13 protein-coding genes are annotated in these 15064 nt (G+C 66.0%); 6 read left to right on the top strand and 7 right to left on the bottom strand.

Going from position 1 to position 15064, the window contains the following annotated elements; all coding sequences use genetic code 11:
- Positions 1-185: 185 nt before the first annotated feature.
- Positions 186-743 (top strand): N-acetyltransferase family protein, encoded by a 558-nt coding sequence (locus tag ACTDXD_RS22815; protein ID WP_440124472.1) that lies wholly within the window; start codon positions 186-188, stop codon positions 741-743.
- 83 nt (positions 744-826) lie between these two features.
- Here the strand turns inward: ACTDXD_RS22815 and zapE are convergent, their stop codons facing one another.
- A complete protein-coding gene (gene zapE / locus ACTDXD_RS22810; protein WP_440124471.1) occupies positions 827-1837 on the bottom strand; it encodes a cell division protein ZapE in 1011 nt (336 codons plus the stop codon).
- Positions 1838-2012: 175 nt separating this feature from the next.
- On the opposite strand from zapE, the gene ACTDXD_RS22805 reads away from it, so the two are divergent.
- The 3 genes from ACTDXD_RS22805 (at position 2013) to msrB (ending at position 5422) form a co-directional block, all read left to right on the top strand.
- Positions 2013-3572 (top strand): alpha/beta hydrolase, encoded by a 1560-nt coding sequence (locus ACTDXD_RS22805; protein WP_440124470.1) that lies wholly within the window; start codon positions 2013-2015, stop codon positions 3570-3572.
- A gap of 61 nt (positions 3573-3633) precedes the next feature.
- Positions 3634-4917 (top strand): glycosyltransferase family 87 protein, encoded by a 1284-nt coding sequence (locus ACTDXD_RS22800; RefSeq protein ID WP_440124469.1) that lies wholly within the window; start codon positions 3634-3636, stop codon positions 4915-4917.
- A gap of 76 nt (positions 4918-4993) precedes the next feature.
- Positions 4994-5422: a peptide-methionine (R)-S-oxide reductase MsrB gene (gene msrB / locus ACTDXD_RS22795; protein WP_440124468.1), complete on the top strand. Its 429-nt coding sequence runs from the start codon at positions 4994-4996 to the stop codon at positions 5420-5422.
- On the opposite strand, the gene ACTDXD_RS22790 is transcribed toward msrB, so the two are convergent.
- Genes ACTDXD_RS22790 through hemE form a run of 6 tightly spaced genes read right to left on the bottom strand, consistent with a single transcriptional unit; the run spans position 5385 to position 12986 of the window.
- Complete coding sequence (locus tag ACTDXD_RS22790; protein WP_440124467.1) at positions 5385-6110, bottom strand: HAD family hydrolase; 726 nt, start codon at positions 6108-6110, stop codon at positions 5385-5387. The genes msrB and ACTDXD_RS22790 overlap by 38 nt on opposite strands.
- Positions 6111-6150: 40 nt before the next feature.
- On the bottom strand, positions 6151-7422 hold the full coding sequence (locus tag ACTDXD_RS22785; RefSeq protein ID WP_440124466.1) for a serine hydrolase domain-containing protein: 1272 nt from the start codon (positions 7420-7422) through the stop codon (positions 6151-6153).
- A gap of 44 nt (positions 7423-7466) precedes the next feature.
- Positions 7467-9779 (bottom strand): molybdopterin-dependent oxidoreductase, encoded by a 2313-nt coding sequence (locus tag ACTDXD_RS22780; protein WP_440124465.1) that lies wholly within the window; start codon positions 9777-9779, stop codon positions 7467-7469.
- Positions 9780-9832: 53 nt separating this feature from the next.
- Complete coding sequence (gene hemQ / locus ACTDXD_RS22775) at positions 9833-10528, bottom strand: hydrogen peroxide-dependent heme synthase (protein WP_440124464.1); 696 nt, start codon at positions 10526-10528, stop codon at positions 9833-9835.
- A 5-nt stretch (positions 10529-10533) separates the two neighbouring features.
- Positions 10534-11892 carry a protoporphyrinogen oxidase gene (locus ACTDXD_RS22770; protein ID WP_440124463.1) on the bottom strand — a complete coding sequence of 453 codons (1359 nt, stop codon included), beginning with the start codon at positions 11890-11892 and terminating at the stop codon, positions 10534-10536.
- Positions 11889-12986 carry a uroporphyrinogen decarboxylase gene (gene hemE, locus ACTDXD_RS22765; protein ID WP_440124462.1) on the bottom strand — a complete coding sequence of 366 codons (1098 nt, stop codon included), beginning with the start codon at positions 12984-12986 and terminating at the stop codon, positions 11889-11891. Before hemE ends, ACTDXD_RS22770 begins: the two co-directional genes overlap by 4 nt.
- Before the next feature lie 117 nt (positions 12987-13103).
- On the opposite strand from hemE, the gene ACTDXD_RS22760 reads away from it, so the two are divergent.
- Together ACTDXD_RS22760 and ACTDXD_RS22755 are read left to right on the top strand one after the other, a co-directional pair.
- Positions 13104-13679, top strand: coding sequence for a DUF3000 domain-containing protein (locus ACTDXD_RS22760; protein WP_440124461.1), 576 nt, complete (start codon positions 13104-13106; stop codon positions 13677-13679).
- A gap of 10 nt (positions 13680-13689) precedes the next feature.
- A complete protein-coding gene (locus ACTDXD_RS22755; protein ID WP_440124460.1) occupies positions 13690-14952 on the top strand; it encodes an HRDC domain-containing protein in 1263 nt (420 codons plus the stop codon).
- Positions 14953-15064 lie beyond the last annotated feature (112 nt).

The raw sequence follows: 15064 nt of genomic DNA, 5'->3' as shown, positions 1-15064 counted from the left end.
TGACCGCGCGAATCGGGCCGCAACTTGGAAGCTGAGGAATCCCTCATGTATCGTGGTAAGTGCCATCCCCCCCGATGGTAATGAGCCCCAGCCATGACCCCCCATCCAAGGCTGGGGTTCAGCCATTTTCGGGTATTTTCCAGGCCGGCACGCGGGAGACCGACTGCGGCTGCTTCACTGGAAGCATGCCGTCTCCACTCGAAGAAACCACCGCTGCTGTATCTGTGGAACGTGCGGGCATCTGGGATGCCGAGCGCATCGCCGACGTGGCGGCAACGACGTTTCCGTTGGCATGCCCACCCGATGCAACGGGTGCGGACATTGCCGCATTCATCGAGACCGCACTCACGGCGGAGCGCTTCAGTGAGTATCTGACGGACCCCGCAAGAACCGTTCTCGAGGCCACGATCGACGGCGAGATCGTCGGATATCTCATGGCAATCGACACACCACCCGACGATCCGGAGATTGCAGCGTTGCTCACCGCACGGCGGTCGATCGAGATCAGCAAGTTGTATGTGCTCCCCGGCCAGCACGGCACGGGGGTCTCGAACGCACTCATGGGGGCCGTCGTCGAGCTCGGACGTTCTGGCGGTCACGACGGGTTGTGGCTCGGCGTCAATCAGCAGAATGCGCGAGCCCGTCGCTTCTATGCGAAAGAAGGTTTCGAGGTCGTAGGCGAACGCAGGTTCACGGTGGGATCGCAGGTCCACGAGGACTACGTGATGGAGCGCATCCTGTGAGCGGCCACCTCAGAAGCGCACCAGTGCCTGTGCTGCCGGCAGATCCGAACCTGTGAACCGGAACTGCCGACCAGACCGGAAAGTCAGGCGGGGACCTCGAAACGCGACAGCGCGAGAAGGCGCGAGGTGGCACGCAGATACTTCTTGCGGTAGCCGCCGGCCAGCATCTCGGGTGTGAAGATCTCGTCGAGTTTCGCTCCGGCAACCGTCACGGGGACACTCGCGTCGTAGAGCCGGTCGGCGAGGACCACCAGTCGCAGAGCTACGGACTGATCCTGAGCCGGGTGGACACCGTTGAGGAACACCGCGCTGACGCCCTCGACCAGTTTTCCGTAGCGCGATGGGTGGAGCGTACTGAGGTGGGCACACAACTCGTCGAAATCGTCGAGCGTCGCGCCGGGAATCTCGTTGGCACGTTCGACGAGAGCCTTCGAGTCGACCGGTTCGGGTGCAGGCGGAAGGTCGCGGTGACGGTAGTCGGGACCGTCGACCCGGAGCGTCTCGAATATGGACCCGAGCTTCTTGATCTCGCGGAGGAAGTCCTGCGCAGCGAACCTGCCCTCGCCGAGCTGTCCGGGGAGGGTATTGGAGGTGGCGACGATCGAGACACCCCGCGCCGACAACTCGGTCAGCAGCCGCGACACGAGCATTGTGTCGCCGGGATCGTCGAGCTCGAACTCATCGATGCACAACACACTGTGACTCGACAGCTCCTCGACAGCCTTGTTGAAGCCGAGCGCACCGACGACGTGGGTGAGTTCGACGAATGTGCCGAAGGCTTTGGGCGAGGGAGCACTGTGGAAGATCGAGGCCAAGAGGTGCGTCTTGCCGACGCCGAATCCGCCGTCGAGGTAGAGACCGGCACCCGTGGACGGAGCTTTCCTGCCGAACAACCCGCGCTTGCCGCTGCGTATCTTGCCGACCTTACCGACGAAGGCTTCGGCCGCAGCAACGGCCGCTGCCTGGCTGGGCTGTTCGGGATCCGGGATGTACGACGCGAAACTCACCTCGTCGAACATGGCGGGCGGCACCATCTGGGCCACAAGTTGGTCTGCGGGCACCACCGGATTCCGGTCGACGAGGCGTTCGTGCATTACACCAGGATAGTGGCGGCAAATGACACATCCAGCACAGGACCGGGTAATGGGACCTACTTCACAGACCGTTCACGGTGAGTTCACCGAACCGGAGCAGATGAAGGGTATGTGGCCTAGGCGTCCGAGCGCACCGGTGCACACCGTCACTGCGCGCACCTGGCAGGCTGTCCGCATGCGCAGAACCGGGGTGCTCGCTGTGTGTTGGCTCGCAGTTGCGTCGGTGGTGGCCGCGTGCGGAGCGGGTCCCTCGATCCGTCCCGATGTGGCTGTCGTCCAGGACGTAGGAGGCGAGCAACCGGCCGAACCTGAACAACACGACCCGGGTACGACCGAACTCCCGGTACCGCAGAACGACCTCGCGTGGCGCGACTGCACCGCCGAGACGATCGGTGGTTTCGCGCTGCCGCCGGGCCCGGCCGGGCTCGTTCTCGAGTGCGCCCAGGTTCCTGCACCGATCGACGTGACAGGGACGGTACCTGGAACGTTCCCCCTCGGAGTGCTCCGGGCACGGACTTCCGAGACTCCCGGCGACGTCGCACCACTGGTTGTGACCACCGGGTCCGATCTCCCGTCGAGCCGCGCGCTCGCCGCACTCGCTACGGGCCCGATGTCGACGATCCTGACCGCGCGTCCCCTGGTCGCCGTCGACCGTCGCGGGCTCGGGATGTCCCAGGAAATCGACTGCATCTTCGGCGCCGATCGCCGTGCCCTTGCCGACCTCGGGCAGTTCGGTCGCAGCGGTGAGGCGTCCGATCGCGTCGCCGAACTCGGTCGGCAAGCCACTATCTCGTGCACCGACTACCTGCAACCGCAGCAACTGATGTTCGGCGCGTCCCACGCTGCGAGCGATATCGAGCAGCTGCGCCGCGCCTGGGATGTCGATCGGTTGGGGCTGCTCGGAATCGGTAATGGCGCAACGGTTGCGCTCGCGTTCGCAGCGGCCTATCCAGGTGGCGTCGGGCGGCTGATCCTCGACTCGCCTGCGGCGGCGACCGCAGACGCCGAACTGCTCGCCGAATCCGCTGCGCGCGGCGCAGAAGCCGCCGTCGACGAGTTCTCCCGCCGCTGCGCCGCACTGGAGTGTTCGTTGGGGCCGGACCCGCGCGGAGCGATCGAGGATCTCCACGGTCGCGCCGCGGACGGCCTGCTCGCACCAGTGTCGTCGAATGCCCTGCTCACGGCGATCTCCGCTTTCCTGGGCACCCCACGTGCCGACCTGCAGTCCCGTATCCGCGAGCTGTCCGACATCCTTGCCGCGGCCAGGGACGGCGACGTGATGCCACTGCTCGAATCCGTAGGGACGGCAGAAGCGATGCTGACGACCGACGGCCAATGGGTGTCACAGTGCAGCGACGGGCAGCGATGGCCGACGGCGATGCGCGCCGCCGAACTTCAGACGTCGTGGTCCACGACGTATCCGTTGTTCGGTGGTGATGCCGCCGTCGCGGCGACCTCGTGCGCGGCGTGGCCGAGCATGGCGGCGCCGTCCCTCCCAGCAGCACTCGACGTACCGGTACTCGTCACCAGTGCGGCAGCCGACCCCATCGTCGGAAATGCAGGCTTGGATTCGGTGACCGGTGCATTGACCGCGAGCGGCATTCGATGGACGGCACTCGCGTGGCAGGGGGCCGGGTATTCCGCAACGCTCCATTCGGCCTGCGCGCAAAGTCGCGCCGAAGCGTATCTGGCAAACGGAGAGCTTCCACCGAACGGGAGCCTCTGCCCGGCCTGATCGCAGCTGCTCGGAGTGCCTGGATGCGCCGTTCGGTGCGGTTGCGGTGTACCGTGCCGTAGTGTTCCTCAGCAGTCTCGAGCCTCGCACCGCCCGCACTACAGCGGAAGTGGTCAAGTGCGTCGTATGGCCACTGGCCGTACTGACGGTGCTGCATCGGGTCGTCATCAAAGCCGTCAACAGGTTCCGAACCGATGATTTCAAGCCCGTGTACGAGGCTGCACTGGCCTTCCTCAATCGCCGCCCGGTGTACACCGCCAACTTCGACTGGGTCGACCCGCACTATCTGTACCCGCCGTCGGGGACGCTGCTGATTTCACCGATCGCCGTGATCGACCCGGAACGCTCGCGCTGGTTGTTCATCCTTGCAAACGCCGTCGCGATCCTGATCGCGCTCTACCTGTTGTTGCGGATGTTCGGATTGCGTCTCGATTCTCCGGTCGCGCCGATTCTCGTGCTGGCCGCGTTCTCATCCGAAACGGTCACGAACACCCTCGTCTTCACCAATATCAACGGTCTCGTCTTGCTCGGCGAGGTGGCCTTCCTGGCGCTGCTGCTCAAACGTCGTGACCTGTGGGCAGGCGCGGCACTCGGTCTCACGTTCGCCGTGAAACCTATTCTGGCGCCCCTGCTGCTGTTGCCGCTGGTGCGGGGTCAGTGGAAGGTGTTCGTCACCGCTGCTGCTGTTCCCATTGCACTGACGGCCATCGCGTGGCCGTTGTCGGTCGATGCGTGGCAGTTCGTCGAGCACACCGTCCCGTACCTTCTCGAAACGCGGGACTACTTCAACAGCGCGATCGTGGGCAACGGGATGTACTACGGTCTGCCCGGCTGGCTGGTCGTAGGCCTGCGGGCCGTGCTGGGTCTGATGGTCGTGGCCTCGATGTGGTTGCTGTACCGCTACTGCCGCGACGACGAACTGTTCTTCGTCTGTACCAGCGCCGGCGTGCTTCTCGGCGCATCGTTCCTGCTCACCTCGCTCGGCCAGATGTACTACTCCATGATGCTGTTCCCGCTACTGATGACAGTGCTGCTGCCGAATTCGGTGATGCGGAACTGGCCCGCGTGGCTCGCCGTCTACGGGTTCCTCAGCTACGACTCGTGGTTGTCCGGTCGCTGGGTCGAGGCCGGTCGTGCAGCGGAGTACATGAAGACGACCTTCGGCTGGTCCCTGCTCCTGATCGTCATTTTCGCCGTGCTCCTCGATCGCTATCTGGCCGCCCGCCGCGAGGGCCGTCTCGATGGCGGTATAGAGCCGTCACACTTGTTGCGATCTACCCGGTCGAGTGCCACCGCACGGTCGAAGCCGGATCAGGAACCTGAACCAGAGGTCGCAACACCGTGATCCGGCTGCCGGCCGCCCGTACCCGACCGGACGCACCTCGTGGCACAGTCACTCGCACACCGCTAGCGTGGATGTCATGACTACCCCTCCCCGATCGGAACCCGCACCCAAGGTCACCCATAGCGACGACGAGTGGCGCGCCAAGCTGACGCCCGAGGAATACGCCGTGCTTCGCCGGGCGGGTACCGAACGCCCATTCACCGGCGAATACACCGATACCGATACCGTGGGCGTCTACGAGTGCCGCGCGTGCGGTGCGGAATTGTTCCGTAGCTCGGAGAAGTTCCACTCGCACTGCGGCTGGCCGTCGTTCTTCGATCCGGCGGAGTCCGACGCCGTGATCCTCCGGACCGACGACAGCCTCGGAATGCGGCGGGTCGAGGTACTGTGCGCGTCGTGTCATAGCCACATGGGCCATGTATTCGAGGGCGAGGGCTATCCGACTCCCACTGATCAGCGGTACTGCATCAACTCGATCTCCCTGCGCCTGGTTCCGAAGGACTGATGCCTGCTGCCGACAGTGCTCGCCACAGCGCATCGGGCCGGTCCGCGGTGGGAAGAGGCTCCACGAGCCGGAACGAACAGCCGATCTCTCGTGCGGCACCGTCGGCCTTCTCGCTGTCGCCGATCATGAGGGTACGGGCAGGATCTACGTCCAGTGTCTCGACAGCGTGCCGGAAGATCTCCGGTTCCGGCTTCACCGCCCCGACCTCGAACGAGAGTGTGAACACCGAGACGAGGTCGTCGATTCCGAGCGCCGCGAACGCCGGCCGGATATCGAAGGCAATGTTGCTGAGCACGCCGATGCGATAGCCGTCACCCGAGAGTGCCTCTATCACCGGGACCGTGTCGGGATAAACCGTCCAGCACGCGGGGTCCGTCACTTTGGCATACAGATCCCGTGCCTGCTGCGGATCGGCGACACCGGATCTTCTCAGCACCGTGAGATAGGCCTCCCGATGCCACGCCGGGTCGCGATCACGATTGGTCCAGGCATGGTGCTCTTCGGCATCCATCTCCACCGGTTGCCCGGTCGGTGCAGTGAGGCGGCGCATCAATTCTGCCTGCCGGTGCACATCGAACGGCGCACCGCCGCTGTCGGTGATCTGCTCCATCCAACTGTCGTCCTCCTCGAGCCTGAAAAGCGTGCCGGAGAAGTCGAACAGGACCGCGTCGAAGGGGTTCGTGCCCATACTTCGAAGGCTAGCCGTTCCTGTCGATGCCGGGCGGATCTCAGAGACCGTACATTCCGTCGATCAGACCCTTGGCGATCGTGGTGGCCGGATCACGGCCGTCGGCACCGGGCGCCAAGTTCGCCCACACGATCAGCGTGATCCCGTTCTCCGGATCGGACCCCATGAACGAGTTGTATCCAGGAAGCTCTCCCGTGTGCCCGTACATCGGGCCCATCTTGGCGATACCCCAGCCGTAACCCGCCGCGTCCGGCATGGACGGATCGGTCGGGACGATGCTGTCCATTCGCTGCTGCTGTAGCTCCGCGTCGAGCACCGAACCGTTCGTGAGTGCCTCGACCCATGTGGCCAGGTCTTCGGCGGTTGCGATGCCTGCCCCTGCCGACCAGGCCCAGGACGGATTGGTGTTGGTGACATCAGTAGGGGCAAGCGTTCCGTTCTCGGCTTCGGTCTGCATCTCCTCCGGCAGGGCCGGGTCGGTGAGAGTGAGCATGTTCGTGCCGAAGAAGTAGCCGTGGGAATAGGGCGTCGGTAGCTCCACCTCGGTCGGGTCCGGGAACGAGGAGTCGGACATCCTGGCCGGCCTGAATATCCGCTCGTCGAAGATATCCGGCAACGGCTTGCCGTCGAGTTGGACCGCGATCAGACCGAGCAGCACATAGTTGGTGTTCGAGTAGTGATAGCCCTCCCCCGGCGGGAAATACGGTGGGTTCGCAAACCCGAGAGCGAGCAACTCGTCAGGTTGCCACACCCGCCCCGGATCATTGTCGAGCGCCTCGTTGAGTTCCGGTGTCTCGCTGTAGTTGTACAGCCCGGAGCGCATGTTCAACAGCTGCTCGATCGTGATGTTCTCGCCGTTGGGAACGTCGGGACGATGCTTCGATACCGGATCGGACAGGGACAGTGCGCCTTCGGCCACCATCTGCAGGATGACCGTGGCCGTCCAGGTCTTCGTGTTCGAGCCGACGCGGATATGGTCGTCGAGGGAGACCGGTTCGCCCCCGTCGTGCTCGGTGGTCCCGTAGGTCGCGGTGATGGTTCCGGAGGGCGTCCGAAGCAGCGCGACCGCGCCGGGTAGCAGAAACTCCTGCGCTCCGGATTCGAGAGCCGACTGTAGTTCGGCTTGATCCACCGGAGTCGGGGCCCCGGCCGCGGACGTCTCGGAGCCCGACGTCTCCGACGCCGCGCCCGAAGGGGACGTGGGCGAGGATGCGTCCTCTCCCGAATCCGTACATGCGCCGGCGAAGAGGATCAATGCCACCGCGGCACCGGCAGCCCGCAGACGACGATCGTTGACTGCACGACGCTTCATGAGCACTCAGAATACTGCCACACCACCGATGAAAGTGATGAAACTCACAGATGACGCAGGATCGTCGGTGGGTCGTACGCGCGGATCGGTGGCAACTCCCCCACGAAGAGCTCGATCTCGACGAGCACATGCTGCCCCGTGCAGCCGTGAGACAGACGCGACGTACCCACATCGGCCGTGAGCACGTTCGGGTTTCCGTGCACGCACATCGACTCGGGGTCTTCCGGTTCGTAAGGGTCGTACCACGCTCCTGTCGAGAGCTGAACGACACCGCGCAGCACCCCGTCGTCGAGCACCACCCCGGCAAGACAGGCGCCACGGTCGTTGAACACCCGAACCACATCACCTTCCGAGAGGTTGCGTGCCTCGGCATCGCCCGGGTGCATCCGGATCGGCTCGCGGCCCCGAATCTTCGACGCCTGACTGAATGCACCGTGATCGAGCTGACCATGGAGCCGGGTGCTCGGCTGATTCGCGATGAGATGCAGTGGGAACTGCTCAGCGCGTGCGCCGCCGAGCCACTCCTCGGGCTCGTACCACTTCGGATGGCCTGCGCAGTCCTCGTAGCCGAATCCGTCGATGTCCGCAGAGAAGATCTCGATGCGGCCGCTCGGGGTCCGCAGCGGGTCGCGTTGCGGGTCGTCGCGAAACTCTTCGAACAACGTCAGATCGTCCTCGGTGCGCATCCGCACGTGACCGTGACGCCAGAACTCGTCGAACTCGGGTGGGTCCTCGACCCTGGCCGGATCTGCGAGAACGAATCCGCGCCACTGCTCGTAGAGATATTCGAGCCACTCCTGTGCGCTGCGCTTCTCGGTGAACCGGTCGCCGAAACCCAGTCGGTACGCGAGCGCCGAGAACGTGTCGTAGTCATCGCGGGCGTCCTCGAATCGGGGTACAGCCGCGTGCATCGCAACGAGTAGCGGGTCGCTGCGCGTACAGGTCAGGTCGTTGCGTTCGAGGGTCGTGGTGGACGGCACCACGATGTCGGCGTGCTTGGCCATCGGGGTCCAGTACGGATCGTGGACCACGATCGTGTCGGGGCGGCCGAGTGCACGACGGAGCCGGCCGATGTCCTGATGGTGATGGAACGGATTCCCGCCCGCCCAGTAGACAAGCCGGATATCGGGAAACGTGTATCGGTTGCCGTCGTAGTCGAACTTCTCCCCCGGTCGCAGCAACAGATCCGAGATCGCGGCCACCGGTATGAAGTCGTCCACCTCGTTGTTTCCCTGGAACAGGGTGGGCAGTGGATACGGCACCGGCGCGGTGCCGGGCTCGTTCATCGACCCGTACCCGTGGCCGAAGCCTCCGCCCGGCAGACCGATCTGTCCGAGCATGGCAGCCAGCGTGATTCCGGCCCACGGCGCCTGCTCCCCGAACCGCACACGTTGAAGCGACCACGACACGGTCACCAACGTCCGTGAGGACGCCATTCGGCGCGCGAGTTCGGTCAACGTATCCGCGGACAGTCCCGACACCTCCGCCGCCCACTGCGGCGATTTCCGGATCCCGTCCGTCCGGCCGAGCAAATAGTCCTCGAACTTGTCGTAGCCGGTGCAATACCGATCGAGGAATCGGCGGTCGGCGAGCCCCTCGGTGGCCAGGACATAGGCCAGCGCCAGCATCACCGCGACATCGCTTCCCGGCCTCGGCGCGAGCCACTCGCACTCGCCGTGCGTGTCGTCGCGCAGCGGACTGATCGACACGATCCGGCCGCCGCGAGCCCTCATCCGGTCGAGCGCGTCGCGGGTCGGGTGGTCGCTGTTCCCGCCGTCATTGATCGACGTGTTCTTGACGGGGACACCGCCGAAACACACGAAAAGTTCCGTGCGCCCGGCGATGAGATCCCAGTGGGTCGAACGCGCGAACAGTTTCCAGTGGGTGCCGACGACGTGCGGCATGACCACACCGGTCGCGCCGAGCGAATAACTGTGCACCGACCGCGTGTAACCGCCGAACATCTTGAGAAAACGGTGAACCTGGCTCTGCGCATGGTGGAATCGTCCGGGCGCCGACCATCCGTACGAACCACCGAAGATCGCACGGTTCCCGTATCGGTCCGCGACGCGTCGCAATTCACGGGCGAGCAGTTCGGTCAGTTCCTCCCACGACACGGCGACGAACTCGTCGCTGCCGCGGCTGCTGCTGGGCCCGGGACCGTGCTCGAGCCACCCGCGACGCACCGCGGGCCCGGCGATGCGGGCGCGGTGCCGCACCGAGCCCGGCACGTTCGCGAGGATCGGTGACGGGTCGCGGTCGCCGGGGAACGGGTGCGCGGCGACGACCTCGCCATCGCGCACCTCCGCCGAATACATCCCCCAGTGCGCCATGTGCGAGTACCTCGCGTGCGCCATGTGCGAGTACCTCGCGTGCGCCATGTGCGAGTACCGCGCCCCGTCGGACATGATCAGGGAAGCGAAGCGATCAGAGACTCGGGCGCCACACGCGGCCCCGAGAAGAACGGCGTCTCCTCCCGGACGTGCCGCCGCGCCTCGGTGGCACGCAGATCGCGCATCAGGTCGACGATCCGATCGAGGGCAGGTGCCTCGAACGCGAGAATCCATTCGTAGTCGCCCAGCGCAAATGCCGGGACCGTGTTGGCACGCACATCCGGGTACGGACGCGCTTCCTTGCCGTGGTCGGCGAGCATCTTGCGACGATCGGCATCCGGAAGCAGGTACCAGTCGAGCGACCGCACGAACGGGTACACACAGATGTAATCACCCGGCTCCTCACCGGCGACGAACGCCGGGAGGTGGCTCTTGTTGAACTCCGCCGGCCGGTGCAGTGCGGTATTCGACCACACCGCGGTACTCGCACGCCCGAGGATCGTGGTGCGGCGGAACTCCGCGTAGAACTTCTGCAGATCCTCGATGTGCTCGGCGTGGGTCCAGATCATGAAGTCGGCGTCGGCGCGCATCCCTGCAATGTCGTAGATCCCGCGCACGATCACGTCGGTGCCCTCGAACGAGGCGAGGAACTTCTGGAAGTCCTCTACGGCCTCTGTGCGATCTTCACCGAGTGCGCCCGGTCTGACCTGGAACACCGACCACATCGCGTAGCGAAGCGTGGAATTGAGCTTTTCGAAATCGAGACGTGCCATACCCCTCATCCTGCCACTCGCGCCGCGAGCCGTGCTGCGGCCTTTGTACCCGATGCGACACACGCCGGAACGCCCACTCCGTGCAGCATCGCCCCGGCCACCGCGAGGCCGTCGATCTCGTCCATTTCCCGCTCGAACGCTGCCACCGTCTCGGTGTGTCCGGCGCGGTACTGGGGTAGTCCGCCGTGCCAGCGCTGCACGAATGCCGCGACCGGTTCGTCGGCGACGCCGGTGACCGTGGCGAGGTCGGCGCGGGCGAGGGTGATCAGCTGTTCGTCGGATGCGCCGACCAGGGCGTCGTCGCCGAACCGGCCGAAGGATGCGCGGGCGAGGGCGACGTCGCGTTCGGCGAGGTGGGGCCACTTGCGACCCGACAGGGTGAACGCCTTGGCCGACAGTTCCTCACCGGTGGCAACGAGAATTCCCGAGTTCTGCGGGAGCGCAGCACCGGACGGAAATGCCATGGAGACGACGACCGAGGACGCCAGTGGAATCCGGCCGGCATATGCCGAAGCTGCCGGAACCGGCTCGGTGAGCAACGCCGCCGCCTCCGGCGCCGGCACCGCGAGCACCACACCGTCGACCTCACCGATCGGTTCGAGCGACCACCGGCCACCACTGCGACGCAGATTCGCGGCGACGGTGTCGTAGCGGACCTCGGCGCCGGCGGCGCGTTCGAGTGCGTCGAGGAGCATCCCGTATCCGCCTCGCAACGCGCCGAACACGGGCTTGCCGGACGGTACCGGGAGAGCTCGGACGACCGCCTCGGTCAGGCTCGCTGCGCCCTCGTCGAGTGCGCGCGCGAGGGTCGGTACGGTAGCGCGGATGCCCGCGGTGTCGGACAGACCCGAGTAGACGCCGCCGAGCAACGGGTCGACGCTCCGACGGACCACCTGCTCACCGAACCGGGATCCGACCAGCTCTGCTACCGACATATCCCCGGTGCGGTCCCAGGCCAAAGGCACTGCGGACTCCCCCTCGATCCGGGTGAGCGTGGCGTCGTCGACGAGTCCGGCGACCGACTGCGCGTTCGCGGGAATGCCCATCAGTGTGCCGGTGGGCATGGGGTGCAGTTCTGCTCCCGCATAGATGAGCGGGCGAGCTCCGGACGGGTGGACGAGTTGATCGGTGAGGCCGAGTTCGTCGAGCAGCGCGGGCACCTCGGGCCGGCGCCCGATGAATGCCTCCGCGCCCACGTCGACGGGCCCGCCCGCAAGGGAGACGGTGCGCAGCTTGCCGCCGAGTCGATCGGACCGTTCGAGAATCACGATGTGCGCGTCGGGGCCGAGCGTTCCGCGCAGGCGGTACGCCGCGACGAGACCGGTGATGCCGCCGCCGACGACGGCGACAACGGGTGCGGTCACAGGGAATGCACCAGCTCGACCACCCTGGTGAGGATCTCCGGATCGGTGTCGGGGAGCACGCCGTGCCCGAGGTTGAAGATGTGTCCGGTCGCCCCGCAGGCAAGAGCACGGTCGGCCGACGCGATGACGCGACGGACCTCGGATTCGACGACATCCCACCCGGCGAACAACAGCGCCGGGTCGAGGTTGCCCTGCAGGGCCTTGCCCGCGCCGACACGGTTCGCCGCGACATCGAGCGGCACCCGCCAGTCGACACCCACGACATCCGCGCCGACCTCGCCCATCGCACCGAGGAGTTCACCCGTTCCCACGCCGAAGTGGGTCCGGGGAACGCCGAAGGATTCGAGCTCGGCGAAGACCCGCTGCGAGTGCGGCATCACGAACTCCCGATAGTCGACGAGCGAGAGTGCGCCCGCCCACGAATCGAAGAGCTGGATTGCATCGACACCCGCTTCGAGTTGCGCACGCAGAAATACGATCGCGACATCGGTGAGCTTGCCGAGGAGTGCATGCCAGGTCTTCGGGTCGGCGTGCATGAGTGCCTTCGTGCGCTCGTGATTTCGGCTCGGCCCCCCTTCGACCAGGTACGACGCGAGCGTGAACGGTGCGCCGGCGAATCCGATCAGCGGTGTGTCGCCGAGTTCGCGAGTCAGCAGAGTCACTGCGCGCGCAACGGCACCGACCTGGTCCTGTTCGAGATTCGGCAGTGCTGCGACATCGGCGGCCGTGCGAATGGGATTCGCGACGACCGGGCCGGTACCGGCGACGATGTCGAGGTCTATACCTGCTGCTTTGAGGGGCACAACGATATCGGAGAACAGGATTGCGGCGTCGACCTTGTGTCGCCGCACGGGCTGCATCGTGATCTCGCACACGAGCTCGGGGTCGAAGCAGGATTCGAGCATGCCGATGCCTGCTCGGATCTCGCGATACTCCGGCAGCGATCGACCCGCCTGACGCATGAACCACACCGGCCGGTGCGCCGGTTGCTCGCCACGCGCTGCAGCGAGAAGTGGGGCATGCGGGAGAGCCCGCCGAGTGGGGTGCTGGGTGGCCGCAGCAGAGCCGACGTTCGTGTTCTCCAAGCCGGTCATCGATCCTCGTTCTTCCGAAAGGCACGGGTCGTAGCCCATGCTGCCACGCGTGTCGGGTGGGCTGGAATCGGCGCGCCTCCCGCGTGTGCTCGGTCACCGGCACTAACGTCCGCTGGCGTGACCACCTCGCCTGCCGAGCCGGCCCGTTTTCGCGCTGCTGTCGATGCGATGAATGCGGCCACCGTACGCCCGGAGATCGAGGTCGAGCCGATCCGGCCACCGCAGCGACTCGCGCCGTTCAGCTATGCACTCGGTGCCGAGGTGCTCCATCCCGACGCGACAGAAGTCCCGGAGGAGTCGGAGGGTGACGCATTCGGACGCCTGATTCTGTTGTACGACCCCGACGGGGACGAGGCCTGGCACGGCACCACCCGCCTTGTCTCGTACATCCAGGCCGATGTCGACGCGACCCTGGCCGCCGACCCGCTACTGCCCGAGGTGGCGTGGAGCTGGCTCGTCGATGCGCTCGAGGCCCATCACGAACCTCTCACCGCGCTCGGAGGAACCGTCACCTCGACGAGTTCGGTGCGTTTCGGTGACATCGCGGGACCGGCTCGCGCACATCAGTTGGAATTGCGTGCGTCGTGGACGCCGACCTCCGAGGTACTCAGCCCCCACGTCGAGGCATTCTGCGAGGTCCTCGCGTATGCGGCGGGACTGCCACCGGCCGGGGTCGCCCGCTTGCAGCGATAGAGTCACGGCCATGCCGGCAGGAAACGATCAGGACCCGATCCCCTCGGACGACGCGCCCGCTGCGGCCACCGAGCCGTTGTTGAGCCCGCGCGGGGGTGTCCCCGACGTCGTCACCACCGCAGCCGGAGCCGAGGAAGCCGCGGCACTGCTGGCGCGCGGTCACGGACCGCTCGCTGTCGACGCCGAGCGCGCCTCCGGTTATCGATACTCCGCTCGCGCGTATCTCATCCAGCTGCGCCGCGAGGGCGCAGGCACTGTCCTGCTCGATCCCATTCCGATCGCAGGAGACCTCGAGCCTCTCGCGGCGGTGGTCAACGAACTCGAGTGGGTTCTGCACTCCGCCGATCAGGACCTACCCGGACTGGAAGAGCTCGGCCTGCGTCCGGCGGCGCTGTATGACACCGAACTTGCCGGCCGGCTCGCGGGGTTCCCGCGGGTCGGGCTGGCCGCGATCGTCGCGCAGACCCTCGGCCTCGAGCTGAAGAAGGGGCACGGCGCCGCCGACTGGTCGAAACGTCCGTTGCCCGACTCGTGGCTCAACTACGCTGCGCTCGACGTCGAGATTCTCGTCGAACTCCGTGCCGAGATGGCCGCCGAGTTGGATCGGCAGGGCAAATCGGAGTGGGCTGCACAAGAGTTCGAGCACATTCGGATTGCTGGGCCACCCGCACCGAAGCCCGAGCGGTGGCGGCGCACCTCAGGCGTTCACGCGATCAAGAACGCCCGCCAGCTGGCGATCGTTCGGGAATTGTGGTCGGCGCGAGACGAAGTGGCCGCCCGACGCGACATTGCACCGGGTCGGATCCTCCCGGATTCCGCGATCGTGGCAGCAGCACAGGCCGTTCCACGAACGATCGGCGACCTACGCGAGCTGCCTGTCTTCGGCGGGCCGCGTCAACGTCGATCGTCTCGGGCATGGCTTTCGGCGATCGAACGCGCCCGCGGCCTTCCGGACTCGGAGCTTCCGCCACTGACACAGCCGTTCGACGGACCTCCTCCCGCGGGGCGCTGGTCGCGCCATCACCCCGAGGCTGCGGCCCGTCTCACGACCGCCCGTACCGAGCTCTCGGCGTTGAGCGCCGAGGTCTCGGTCCCGATCGAGAATCTGGTGAGCCCCGAACTCGTGCGGCGCCTGTGCTGGGAGTGGGAAGTCACTGCGCCGACCGAGACCGCGGCCTACATCGACTCGAGGTTCACCGCAGGCGGTGCACGTCCGTGGCAGCGCGAGCTGACGGTTCCGCGGCTCGCGAAGGTGCTCGCAGGAGAGATGTAGGGGACTTCTGCGCCTTGCAAGTTACTCACCGGTAACGAAGATGTAGGGTGGTGCCGAGGCAGGTCACCGTTCGGTGCCCGGCCCACATCGCCTCGCCGCGGAACGTGTCGGC

Origin of the sequence: Rhodococcus sp. SJ-3, from assembly GCF_051918125.1 — a bacterium.
In the GTDB taxonomy this organism is placed as follows: Bacteria; Actinomycetota; Actinomycetes; order Mycobacteriales; family Mycobacteriaceae; genus Rhodococcus.
The sequence above is the reverse complement of the archived record's forward strand: the minus strand, read 5'-3'. Positions and strand labels throughout refer to the sequence as shown.

What these genes read in the sequence shown, in the direction of transcription:
- ACTDXD_RS22815 (WP_440124472.1), top strand. Translation starts at nt 186, where the DNA reads ATGCCGTCTCCACTCGAAGAAACCACCGCTGCTGTATCTGTGGAACGT.
- zapE (WP_440124471.1), bottom strand. Translation starts at nt 1,837, where the DNA reads ATGCACGAACGCCTCGTCGACCGGAATCCGGTGGTGCCCGCAGACCAA.
- ACTDXD_RS22805 (WP_440124470.1), top strand. Translation starts at nt 2,013, where the DNA reads ATGCGCAGAACCGGGGTGCTCGCTGTGTGTTGGCTCGCAGTTGCGTCG.
- msrB (WP_440124468.1), top strand. Translation starts at nt 4,994, where the DNA reads ATGACTACCCCTCCCCGATCGGAACCCGCACCCAAGGTCACCCATAGC.
- ACTDXD_RS22790 (WP_440124467.1), bottom strand. Translation starts at nt 6,110, where the DNA reads ATGGGCACGAACCCCTTCGACGCGGTCCTGTTCGACTTCTCCGGCACG.
- ACTDXD_RS22785 (WP_440124466.1), bottom strand. Translation starts at nt 7,422, where the DNA reads ATGAAGCGTCGTGCAGTCAACGATCGTCGTCTGCGGGCTGCCGGTGCC.
- ACTDXD_RS22780 (WP_440124465.1), bottom strand. Translation starts at nt 9,779, where the DNA reads ATGGCGCACGCGAGGTACTCGCACATGGCGCACTGGGGGATGTATTCG.
- hemQ (WP_440124464.1), bottom strand. Translation starts at nt 10,528, where the DNA reads ATGGCACGTCTCGATTTCGAAAAGCTCAATTCCACGCTTCGCTACGCG.
- hemE (WP_440124462.1), bottom strand. Translation starts at nt 12,986, where the DNA reads ATGACCGGCTTGGAGAACACGAACGTCGGCTCTGCTGCGGCCACCCAG.
- ACTDXD_RS22755 (WP_440124460.1), top strand. Translation starts at nt 13,690, where the DNA reads ATGCCGGCAGGAAACGATCAGGACCCGATCCCCTCGGACGACGCGCCC.